We start from the raw sequence: 10942 nt of genomic DNA on the forward strand, positions 1-10942 counted from the left end.
TTTGTAGTTCTTTAAAGCGAGTAATGAATATTACTCGCTTTTTATTTTTTAGAAGATAGAAGGATAATAGATGAAATATCAATGGATTTTATTTGATGCGGATGAAACGTTGTTTTCGTTTAATTCATTTTTAGGATTAAAATCAATGTTATTGAAATATAATATTGATTTTACGCCTGAGGATTATGCTGAGTTTCAAGCTATCAATAAGCCTTTATGGGTTGCATATCAAAATAATGAAATTGAAGCTAAGGATATTCAACGAATTCGTTTTGAAAAATTGTCAAAACAGACAGGAATAGAACCATTAATACTGAATAGTCAACTAATGGAAGAAATGGCACTACTTAGTCATCCACTTGACGGTGTTAAAAGTACATTAGATAAGCTATATGGTCGCGTTAAAATGGGGATTATTACTAATGGATTTAATGCTCTTCAGCAAAAAAGATTAATGAATACCAAAATGGATAAATATTTTGATCTTGTTGTTGTTTCTGAAATGGTGGGTGAGGCAAAGCCCTCACCAAAAATTTTTGAGTTTGCCTTTTCACAGATGGGTGATGTTGAAAAAGAAAGAGTTTTAATGGTCGGAGATACGTTAGCTTCTGATGTTCAGGGAGGAATAAATGTAGGAATTGATACTTGTTGGTTCAATCATGCAGAAGAAAATAATAATACAGCGATTATCCCAACCCATGAAATTAAATTATTCTCCGATTTAATAAAGATTATAAGCGGTTAGATATAACCATAATTAGCAAAAAGAGCATACAGATGAAACTACAACAACTACGTTATATTGTTGAAATTGTAAACCAGAATTTTAATATTACAGAGGCGGCAGAGGTTCTTTATACTTCTCAACCTGGAGTGAGTAAACAAGTTAGATTATTAGAAAGTGAACTTGGAATTAATATCTTTGAAAGAAATGGTAAGCATATTAAAGGTTTAACTCCAACGGGTGCGCAAATTATTTCTATTGCAAGAGAATTATTATTGAAAACTCAAGGTATAAGAGCTGTAGCGGAAGAAGAAACGCATCCAAATAAAGGATCACTCAGAATTGCTACAACCAATACCCAAGCTAGATATGTTCTACCTAGTATTATTGAAAAATTTAAGGCTCAATATCCAGAAGTGAATTTGCACTTGCATCAGGGATCTCCTAATCAGATTTATGATGCACTGATGTTAGGTGAAGTGGATATAGCCATTACTACTGAGGCCCAGTACTTATTTGAAAGTGCAGTGTTATTACCTTGTTATTTATGGAATCGTTCGGTTATTGTAAAGCCCGATCATCCATTAGCGAAACAAAATCAAAAATTAACGGTCGAAGAGTTGGGTAAATATAATCTTATTACTTACACATTTGGATTTACAGGACGTTCTGATCTCGATCATGCATTCAATAAAGTAGGAATATTACCCAATATTGTGTTTACAGCAACAGATGCGGATGTCATTAAAACCTATGTGCGGTTGGGGCTAGGCGTAGGTATTATGGCCTCAATGGCATATACCAAAGATGACGTAGATCTAGTTGCTATTGATGCAAGTCATTTGTTTCAATCAAGCATGACACAAATTGCATTTCGTAGAGGAATGTTTTTAAGAAATTATATGTATGATTTTATTAACTATTTTTCACCACATTTAACAAAAATGAGGGTGGAGGAAGCAGAGCAATTAAGAGATAATAGTGCAATATTGCGTCTATTTGAAAAAATCACCTTAGAGGAGAAATAATGAAATTATTTTATAGGCTAGCATTGCTAGCGGTTAGTTCTGTGGGATATATTGTAAATGCGGTAGCAGATGACCTAAATTTAAAATACAGTACAAATTATTTAATGCCTGCCTATGTTCATTTTAACAATAATGCGGGTAAGTATAAAATTGAATCAAGAATTAACATTCCACTATATAAAATACAGTTTATTGCTCAAGGGCGTGATAATAATAGTCGCCTGAGTTTAGATAGTTATAAGGATGTACGTAATGGTAAAAATTATGCCATAGTGGAATTAGGTAGTAATAGTATTCAGTACGGAAAGGTAAAAGAACCGTTAAAAAAAGAGAGTTTATCTTTACCTACTTTTGATTTGTTTAGTTTAGTTTTTCAATTGAGTTATTATGATAAGCTACCAAGTAGTTTTCAGACAACAAATGGGAAAAAATTATATCCTTCTGAAAATGTGAATCTTGATAAGTCTCAGGCAAAAGTAAAGTTGAACGGAAAAGATGTTGATCAAATCACCTATAAATTTAGAGCTGATGATAAGTTTTTTACAATAAAAAAATTAGTAGGTGAAAAATTCCCTCGTTATGTTTTATACACTAGAGACGATGATAAGTATGAACTAACCTTTGATGGATTTGTTCAATAATATAAAAAGAGATTCAATTTATAAAAAAGGTCACATTTTTGGATGTGACCTTTTATTTTTATTAATTATATTCTACTTCGGTGTTCTACTCTAACATTTGTATGAGCAATGCCTTCTTGGTTCTCGTAGTCATATTTAAAGCCCCTTAGTTTCACCTGAATATTGTTTTCTTGAGCATAAACATTAGTGAAATCTTCAAGTAATTCTAAAATATCGCTAGCAATATAGATTGCTCTTTCTGCATTGATAGTAATTTTTGAATTAGGTTGAATATTTTTCAACGTTTTCTTCAATGCCGCTTTATTTAGAAAAGAAACTTCTTCCCCAAGCTCTAAAATAATTTCATCTGCATCTGCAAGTTCTTCTCTACTTAGATAGTAGGAGCGTTTCATATTGCCATGCAATATAAAGATTAAGCTGATCACTAGACCTAATCCAACGCCCTTGAGTAAATCAAAAAAGACAACGGCAAGTACGGTGGCAACGAAAGGAATAAATTGGTAGATTCCTTTTTTCCAATAACGAGCGTAGGTACTTAAGCGAGTTAATTTATATCCAATGATAAGTAAGATTGCAGCTAAGCTTGCGAGAGGAATCTGGTTGAGTAACGATGGAATCGTTAATGCACAAACAAGAAATAAGATACCATGAACTATTGCTGAGAGTTTATGTGTCGCACCTGCGTTTGCATTAGCTGATGAGCGAATGATAACGGCAGTTAAAGGTAATGCACCTACTAGTGCAGCGATAATATTACCAAAACCTTGCACTCTTAATTCTTTATTTGTGTCAGTAATTCGACGGTGCTTATCTAATCTATCGGATGCCTCGATAGAAAGCAGAGTTTCAACTGATGCCACAATCGCAATAGTGATCCCTGTTACCCATACAATGCTATTTAGAAAGCCTGAAAAATCAGGAAAGCGAATTAAATTTTCTGCTTCAAGAAGCGTATGAGGAATTGGAATTTGTACTAGATGCACTGCTGGAACAGCGAGTGGACTATCAAAATAGACAAAAATATCATTGACGATGACACTAATAATCACAGCAATTAATGCTGAGGGAAGTAATTTAATATTGCGCAGTTTAGGAATAGCATCCCAACCGATCATGACAGCCAGTGAGAGAATAGCAATGATAAACGCACCAAAATGAATTTCCATTGTTGAAATATTCATAAAATCAGGAAAACTTTCATTCCCAAAAGCATAAGGGATTTGTTTAAGAATAATCATAATCCCAATCCCCGCAAGCATACCTTCTATAACCGCAATCGGAATATAGTTAGTTAAACTCCCTGCTTTGATGATGCCTAATAATAATTGTGCCACACCTGCGACGATCCCCGCACATAAAAAGAGTTCAAAAGAACCTAATTCAGTAATAGCATTAAGTACAATAGCGGCTAATCCAGCCGCAGGTCCAGAAACGCTAATATGAGAAGAGCTTAATACACCGATAAGTATGCCACCAAGGATGCCTGATAATATACCAGAGAGAGGAGGTGCGCCAGATGCAACGGCAATGCCTAAGCAAAGTGGTAATGCAATCAGGAATACGACTAATCCCGATGAAAAGTTTTGTTTCAGTAATTGTTTTTTGTTTTGTAGTGGGTTCATAGCTTAATAATAAAGGAATAAAGTAGCATTCTACTCTTTTTTGTCGCAAGAATTTAGGTTTATTACATAAAGATCAAAAATACTGATAAAGTTGTAATAATTGTTCCATTAATCCGCTTTGGTGTTGTGTTTTTGTTTTTACACCTTGCTCCCAAGTCTTTTGATGACTAAATAAGGTGAAGTTTTCTTTAGCTCGAGTAACAGCGGTGTAGAGTAACTCTTTACTGATTACTGGAGAATAAGATAATGGCATAATTAGGAATGTATGCTTAAATTCAGATCCTTGTGATTTATGAACAGTCATAACATAAGCTGGCTCATGACTAGGTAATCGACTAGGTGAGATATTTAAATACTCTTCATTTATTTTTGTTTCAAAATAGACACGCAATTCTCCATTTTCATTAGGGAGAATGATACCAATATCACCACTATAAAGGTGCTGTTGTGGCGAATTTTGGGTAATTAAAATAGGCTTACCTGTATAATGTGCATTATGATTCCTAAAATCCACGAGTTTAGCGTGAAGTAAGCCATTTGCGATAGATTGATTTAATTTTTCTGATCCTAATTCACTAATTCGCAGGGCTGAAAGAAATCGAACAGCTTGAAATGCAGTAAAAATTGATTCTACTGAAACAGTAGTAGGTTTGTTTTCTCTTTTTGTGACAAGAGATAAATAGGTTTTATAATGTGATATAGCTGATGAAACAACAAGATTTATCGATTTGCTGATCCAATCGATTTTATCTTGAGTTGTATCACTTTCAGGGTAGTTCACTAAATTTAAGTCTGAATAGGTTTTATTTGCAATTATTTGCCAAGAACTGACCGCTTGTTGAGCATTAATTTGTGCAGCTAATTGCCCTATACCTGAACTATCAGAAAAACGAAAACTATACTTTAAATGACAAAGTGAATCACAAATTGGAAGCACATTTTCTCTTTGTTGTTTAATTCTATATCCTGTTGTTTTTTCTAAGTAATTACAGTGAGTTTGACTATATCCCCAATCAATAAATTGTCCTAATTCTCCCATTATATTTCCGACCTCAACGGAGGCAAGTTGGTCTTTATCACCCAACATAACAATACGAGTAGAAGATTTTAATGAATAGAGTAGTTTTTCCATAATAAAAAGATCAATCATCGATGCTTCATCAATGACGATTAAATCAATATGGAGTGGATTTTCTTCATTATGAAAAGGTTTATCACTGTTAGGATTAATACCAATAAGTCGATGAATTGTTGATGCTTGAATTGGTACGGCTGATTTTATAGATTCTGGTATAGAAATTTCAGATAAATTTGCTGTAATGGACTCTTTTAGTCTAGCCGCGGCTTTTCCTGTCGGAGCAACGAGTGCTATTTTGAGTAATGGCAGATTTTGCTTGAGTTGTTTGATCTGTAATGCCGCAAGTAAAGAAGCAACTGTCCGAGTTTTTCCTGTTCCTGGACCACCAGAAATTAAACTGAACGTTTGATTTAGTGCTGTTGCTACTGCAATTTTTTGCCATTTTGTCTTTTCATTATCGTCAAATAAGGTCGAAAGAATTTGTTTATCCAATTCAGTATCATGACTGTGAGTGATAAATGATATTTTTTGTTTCAAATAATTTGCAATACGATATTCGGCTTGCCAATAGCGGTAGAAATAGAGTTTATTATTTTGAAATATTAATGGTGCAATATGTGATGGAGTATGACTAAAGGCAATATGATCTTTTAATAAAACTTGCCATTCAAGCGGTGAGATTAATTCAATTTTTTGTAAAATTTCTTCATAATATTTTCTCCCATTAGCATTAAATAATAATTCAAAAGGATTTGATGTAAGAGATGAGCTTAAATCAATACAGCTATGCCCTTGCATGACATTGAATGAAACCAATGCACTTAAGAAAATCGCTAGATCTTGTTGCTGAATAGAATAATTATACTGTTTTTGCTTGGTATCAATCATTTTAGCAAATTGATAATTTAGCTCAGAAATGAATCCTTCTGTTTTGAGATTAGAAAGTATAGTTAGCATAATGGATAAGATAGAAAAATAAGTATGAGTATATAAAAAAATCCATACTTTTTGTACTCTTATACAATCAAGTATGGATTTCGTTTATTACACTAAATCAAATAGCTAAAAAGGTTAGTCTACTGTAAGTATGCGACACGTATTTGTGCCACCTTCTTTTAATTCATCACCATGAGTTAAGAGAACCATATCACCAGCCATTAAATAGCCCTGTTCTTTTAATTCATTAATTGCTTTTTTTGCACCTTCGATAGTACGGCTGTCATGATCGTAGAATACAGGTGTAACACCACGATATAACGCACTACGATTAAGTGCTTGTTCATTGCGAGATAAAGCGAAAATTGGTAAGCCAGAACTAATACGGCTCATTAGTTTTGCTGTTTCGCCTGATTGTGTTAATGCAATAATTGCACTAACTTTATCTGTATGGTTAGCTGTATACATTGCAGACATTGCCGTTGCTTCTTCAACCGTAGCAAAATTATTATCCATACGATGACGAGAAACATTAATGCTTGGCATTTTTTCTGCACCTAAACAAACTTCAGCCATTGATTTTACTGTTTCAACCGGGTAGTCACCATTTGCAGTTTCACCTGAAAGCATTACTGCATCTGTACCATCTAATACTGCATTTGCAACGTCCATTACTTCAGCACGAGTTGGCATTGGTTTTTTGATCATTGATTCCATCATTTGTGTCGCAGTAATCACAACACGATTTAAACGACGTGAACGGCGGATTAATTTTTTCTGTACACCGACAAGAGCAGCATCACCAATTTCAACACCAAGGTCACCACGTGCAACCATGATAACATCCGCACCAAGAATAATATCATTCATCGCTTCTTCAGTTGCAACAGTTTCAGCACGTTCTACTTTTGCAACAATTTTAGTTTCTAATCCTGCTTCTCTTGCTAATTGACGAGCAAGATCTAGGTCTTTACTAGATTGAGGGAATGAAACAGCAAGGTAATCCACGCCAATTTTAGCGGCTAATTTGATATCTTCTCTGTCTTTTTCTGTTAATGCAGGAGCTGATAATCCACCACCTAATTTATTGATTCCTTTATTATTTGATAAAGGACCACCAACAGTGACTTCGGTGAAAACTTTTGCACCATCAATTGAAGTGACTTTTAACTGTACATTACCATCATCAAGTAAAAGGATATCACCAGGCACTACGTCATTTGGTAGATTTTTATAATCTAATCCAACGGCTTCCTGAGTACCTTCACCTTTTGGTAAGTTTGCATCTAGAGTAAATTGATCACCGATATTTAAGAAAATTTTACCTTCTTTGAAAGTAGAAACACGAATTTTAGGTCCTTGTAAGTCTCCCAAAATAGCAACATGTTTACCTAAACGTTTTGCGATTTCACGGACTTTTTCGGCACGACCGATATGATCTTCTGGTACACCATGAGAAAAGTTCATTCGAACCATATTTGCACCCGCAGCAATCACTTTTTCTAGTGTATTGCCACGATCCGTTGCTGGACCCATTGTGCAAACAATTTTGGTTCTTCTGAGTTTACGAGACATTATTTATTTACTCCATTTTGTATTTAGTAATAGTTTGATAGTTGAAAATGATTAAATTCTTTCAATTTTAGTAATAAGTGGCTTGAAACCAACAAAAATGAAGTGCATTATACGCTCAATTTGTCAATCTTGAAACAATTAATAATTGGAAATTACATGATGAATATTTGGATAATGCGACATAGTGAAGCGGGCTTTAATGCTCAAACAGATCAACAACGTTCATTGACTAATAAAGGACATGATATGGCATTTAGTCAAGGAAAATGGTTAGCAACAAGATTACAAAGTCAACAAGTTAAATTAGATAAAGTGATTGTGAGCCCTTATTTAAGAGCTCAGCAAACTTTTTCTGAAGTATTCGCAGGTATGCAAGCGGTAACTTCACAATCTTTCTTTGGAAATGAGCAAGTTGAAAATTGGCAAGGGATTACTCCATCAGGTGACGTTGATGATGTTATAGACTATCTTGAGTTTTTGTATACTGAACAAAATATCCAAAACGTGTTGATTATTTCTCATTTACCTTTAGTTTTTGATTTAGTCAGTACATTAACTCACAATAAAGCGCATGTTCATTTTTATCCAGCAGTGATTGCTGAAGTTAACGTATTGGATGTGGAAAATTTAGAAAGTAGTACTTTAATAGATACAAAACATCCTTGATTAAAAATATTTGAAATAAAGCAAGTTGTTTCTAAATTAAAAATATAATTAATAAATAGTTTGCTTTACTTGAATTAGTGTGTTCTAATGCTATCCAAGCTAAAGAGCTGGTTATATAAGTTCGTTATTTATTGCACTTCCTTTTATCACAAGTTTTAAATTTGTTTCTTGAAAGTTCTATTAATATCTATCTCTATTTAAATTCAAATTCTTAGCGTTATCGCTTACTGTTAATAGTACGCAAATTTAATTTTTTATATAAGGAAGACAATATGTCTAAGTTACAAGGTTTAGTAAAATGGTTCAACGCGGATAAAGGTTTTGGTTTTATCACTCCGTCTGATAATAGCAAAGATTTATTTGTTCATTTTTCTGGTATCATAGGTACAAATTTCAGAACTTTAAATGAAGGTGACCGTGTAGAATACACGGTACAAAATTCTGACCGCGGTCCAGCAGCTATTGATGTGGTTGTTATTTAATTTATTTTATTACTAATAACAATTATTGTTTATTAGTAATATTAAATCTCCATTTTAATTAATTAAAATGGAGATTTTTTTATATTATAAGTATTAAATATTTTTAATTACTTGTATTTGATCGGTTTATATGTTTTAATGTGATCAAGCTAAAGAGCTGGTTATATAAGTTCGTTATTTATTGCACTTCCTGTACTACAAGTTTTAAATTTGTTTCTTGAAAGTTCTAATTAATACCAATTTCTATTCAATTTCTTAGCGTTACGGCTTTTTCAAGCTAACAGATTTAATTTTTAATAAGAAGGAAGACAATATGTCTAAATTACAAGGCACAGTAAAATGGTTCAACGCAGATAAAGGTTTTGGTTTTATCACTCCATCTGATAATAGCAAAGATTTATTTGTTCACTTTTCTGGTATTGTTGGTACAAACTTCAGAACCTTAAATGAAGGTGATAAAGTAGAATATACTGTACAAGATTCAGATCGTGGTCCAGCAGCAATTGATGTTGTTGTAATCTAATCTAGCACTATCTAGCTAAAAAATTCTAAAACCGAGACATTACAAATGTAAGTCTCGGTTTTTTCATGCCTTTAAAATACTATTGTATAGTTGTGATTCACTTATCTCCATTGGTAAGGATATTTTTGTGAAAAAGACTACCCGAGTGAAATAAAAATGCGTAAAATGAAAAAGTTTTTTAGTTACGCAAACGATTACCTATAGGAGAATCTCAATGTTAAGACGTGATATGAATATCGCTGATTATGATCCAATTTTATGGCAAGCCATTCAAGATGAGAATCGTCGTCAAGAAGAGCATATTGAATTAATTGCCTCTGAGAACTACACAAGCCCAAGAGTTATGGAAGCTCAAGGCTCTCAATTTACTAACAAATATGCTGAAGGTTATCCAGGTAAACGTTATTACGGTGGATGCGAATATGCTGATATTGTTGAGCAACTTGCAATTGATCGTGCAAAAGAGTTATTTGGTGCAGACTATGTAAACGTGCAACCACACTCTGGTTCACAAGCAAACGCTGCAGTATATATGGCTTTATTACAACCTCACGATACCATTTTAGGTATGAGCCTTGCACACGGTGGTCACTTGACTCATGGTGCCTCAGTGAGTTTCTCTGGTAAAATTTATAACGCCGTACAGTATGGTATTACTAATGATGGCGTATTAGATTATGAAGATATTCGCCAAAAAGCATTAGAATGTAAACCGAAAATGATCGTAGGTGGATTCTCTGCTTATTCTCAAATTGTTGATTGGGCAAAACTACGTGAAATTGCTGATGAGGTTGGTGCATATTTATTTGTTGATATGGCGCATGTTGCAGGTTTAATTGCAGCGGGTGTGTATCCAAGTCCAATGGATCATGCTCATGTTGTTACAACAACAACCCATAAAACTTTAGCGGGCCCACGTGGTGGATTAATTCTTTCTAATGCGAAAGATGAAGATTTGTATAAAAAATTACAAAGTGCTGTTTTCCCAGCAGGTCAAGGTGGTCCACTTGTTCATGTGATCGCAGCAAAAGCGGTATGTTTTAAAGAAGCATTAGAGCCAGAATTTAAAGTGTATCAAGCACAAGTTGTTAAAAATGCGAAAGCAATGGTCGAAGTATTTAAACAACGTGGCTTTAATGTGGTATCAAATGGTACAGAAAACCATTTATTCCTTGTTGATCTCGTTTCAAAAGGTTTAACAGGAAAAGCCGCAGATGCAGCCCTTGGTCGCGCAAACATTACTGTAAATAAAAATGCAGTGCCTAATGATCCACAAAAACCGTTTGTGACTTCAGGTATTCGTGTTGGTACGCCGTCAGTAACACGTCGTGGATTTACTGAAGCAGATGTAGTAGAATTAGCAGGTTGGATGTGTGATGTTTTAGATAGCATTAATCAAGACAATCATGAAGATGTGATTGCGAAGACTAAAGAAAAAGTCTTAGCGATTTGTAAACGTTTACCTGTTTACGCTTAGTTGCAGTAAGCGGTAACTTGTAGTTAGTTTTTTGTAATTATTGAATAAGTCTGTATTTTAGTTTTTAAAATTAGAATACAGGCTTTTTTTATTATCTACAACAGAACATTTTATGTGCATAAAATAGTTAAGGTATTATAATAAGACCTAAATATTAAAAAGTTACCTATACCTTTGGGTATAGATACTA

Annotated in this window: 10 protein-coding genes; 7 read left to right on the forward strand and 3 right to left on the reverse strand. The window is 33.7% G+C overall.

Going from position 1 to position 10942, the window contains the following annotated elements:
* Nucleotides 1-70 precede the first annotated feature (70 nt).
* From yjjG to A6A10_RS04695, 3 genes are read left to right on the forward strand one after another with little or no spacing between them, the layout of a single operon-like run.
* The gene (gene yjjG, locus A6A10_RS04685) at nucleotides 71-745 is read left to right on the forward strand and encodes a pyrimidine 5'-nucleotidase (RefSeq protein ID WP_121121477.1); all 675 of its coding nucleotides are present in this window, start codon (nucleotides 71-73) and stop codon (nucleotides 743-745) included.
* A 32-nt stretch (nucleotides 746-777) separates the two neighbouring features.
* A complete protein-coding gene (cysB, locus tag A6A10_RS04690) occupies nucleotides 778-1752 on the forward strand; it encodes an HTH-type transcriptional regulator CysB (RefSeq protein ID WP_121121475.1) in 975 nt (324 codons plus the stop codon).
* The gene (locus tag A6A10_RS04695) at nucleotides 1752-2393 is read left to right on the forward strand and encodes a hypothetical protein (RefSeq protein WP_121121473.1); all 642 of its coding nucleotides are present in this window, start codon (nucleotides 1752-1754) and stop codon (nucleotides 2391-2393) included. The genes cysB and A6A10_RS04695 overlap by 1 nt, the downstream gene beginning before the upstream one ends.
* Nucleotides 2394-2458: 65 nt before the next feature.
* On the opposite strand, the gene A6A10_RS04700 is transcribed toward A6A10_RS04695, so the two are convergent.
* The 3 genes from A6A10_RS04700 to pyk all read right to left on the reverse strand — a co-directional run bounded on the left by A6A10_RS04700 (nucleotide 2459) and on the right by pyk (nucleotide 7604).
* Nucleotides 2459-4015: a SulP family inorganic anion transporter gene (locus A6A10_RS04700; RefSeq protein ID WP_121121471.1), complete on the reverse strand. Its 1557-nt coding sequence runs from the start codon at nucleotides 4013-4015 to the stop codon at nucleotides 2459-2461.
* A 73-nt stretch (nucleotides 4016-4088) separates the two neighbouring features.
* Nucleotides 4089-6050: an exodeoxyribonuclease V subunit alpha gene (gene recD / locus A6A10_RS04705; protein WP_121121469.1), complete on the reverse strand. Its 1962-nt coding sequence runs from the start codon at nucleotides 6048-6050 to the stop codon at nucleotides 4089-4091.
* A 114-nt stretch (nucleotides 6051-6164) separates the two neighbouring features.
* On the reverse strand, nucleotides 6165-7604 hold the full coding sequence (pyk, locus tag A6A10_RS04710; RefSeq protein ID WP_121121467.1) for a pyruvate kinase: 1440 nt from the start codon (nucleotides 7602-7604) through the stop codon (nucleotides 6165-6167).
* Between the two features lie 159 nt (nucleotides 7605-7763).
* Between pyk and sixA the strand changes: the two genes are divergently transcribed.
* The 4 genes from sixA (at nucleotide 7764) to glyA (ending at nucleotide 10752) form a co-directional block, all read left to right on the forward strand.
* On the forward strand, nucleotides 7764-8270 hold the full coding sequence (gene sixA / locus A6A10_RS04715) for a phosphohistidine phosphatase SixA (protein ID WP_121122274.1): 507 nt from the start codon (nucleotides 7764-7766) through the stop codon (nucleotides 8268-8270).
* A gap of 272 nt (nucleotides 8271-8542) precedes the next feature.
* Nucleotides 8543-8752 (forward strand): transcription antiterminator/RNA stability regulator CspE, encoded by a 210-nt coding sequence (gene cspE / locus A6A10_RS04720; protein WP_121121465.1) that lies wholly within the window; start codon nucleotides 8543-8545, stop codon nucleotides 8750-8752.
* A 313-nt stretch (nucleotides 8753-9065) separates the two neighbouring features.
* Nucleotides 9066-9275 carry a transcription antiterminator/RNA stability regulator CspE gene (gene cspE, locus A6A10_RS04725; RefSeq protein WP_121121463.1) on the forward strand — a complete coding sequence of 70 codons (210 nt, stop codon included), beginning with the start codon at nucleotides 9066-9068 and terminating at the stop codon, nucleotides 9273-9275.
* 214 nt (nucleotides 9276-9489) lie between these two features.
* Nucleotides 9490-10752, forward strand: a complete 1263-nt coding sequence (gene glyA / locus A6A10_RS04730; RefSeq protein ID WP_121121461.1) for a serine hydroxymethyltransferase — start codon at nucleotides 9490-9492, stop codon at nucleotides 10750-10752.
* The last annotated feature ends 190 nt before the right edge of the window (nucleotides 10753-10942 follow it).

Origin of the sequence: Otariodibacter oris (assembly GCF_009684715.1) — a bacterium.
Lineage (GTDB): Bacteria > Pseudomonadota > Gammaproteobacteria > Enterobacterales > Pasteurellaceae > Otariodibacter > Otariodibacter oris.

Excerpts from the sequence above, each read along its gene's own strand:
- yjjG (WP_121121477.1), top strand. The coding sequence starts at position 71 with ATGAAATATCAATGGATTTTATTTGATGCGGATGAAACGTTGTTTTCG.
- cysB (WP_121121475.1), top strand. The coding sequence starts at position 778 with ATGAAACTACAACAACTACGTTATATTGTTGAAATTGTAAACCAGAAT.
- A6A10_RS04695 (WP_121121473.1), top strand. The coding sequence starts at position 1,752 with ATGAAATTATTTTATAGGCTAGCATTGCTAGCGGTTAGTTCTGTGGGA.
- A6A10_RS04700 (WP_121121471.1), bottom strand. The coding sequence starts at position 4,015 with ATGAACCCACTACAAAACAAAAAACAATTACTGAAACAAAACTTTTCA.
- recD (WP_121121469.1), bottom strand. The coding sequence starts at position 6,050 with ATGCTAACTATACTTTCTAATCTCAAAACAGAAGGATTCATTTCTGAG.
- pyk (WP_121121467.1), bottom strand. The coding sequence starts at position 7,604 with ATGTCTCGTAAACTCAGAAGAACCAAAATTGTTTGCACAATGGGTCCA.
- sixA (WP_121122274.1), top strand. The coding sequence starts at position 7,764 with ATGAATATTTGGATAATGCGACATAGTGAAGCGGGCTTTAATGCTCAA.
- cspE (WP_121121465.1), top strand. The coding sequence starts at position 8,543 with ATGTCTAAGTTACAAGGTTTAGTAAAATGGTTCAACGCGGATAAAGGT.
- cspE (WP_121121463.1), top strand. The coding sequence starts at position 9,066 with ATGTCTAAATTACAAGGCACAGTAAAATGGTTCAACGCAGATAAAGGT.
- glyA (WP_121121461.1), top strand. The coding sequence starts at position 9,490 with ATGTTAAGACGTGATATGAATATCGCTGATTATGATCCAATTTTATGG.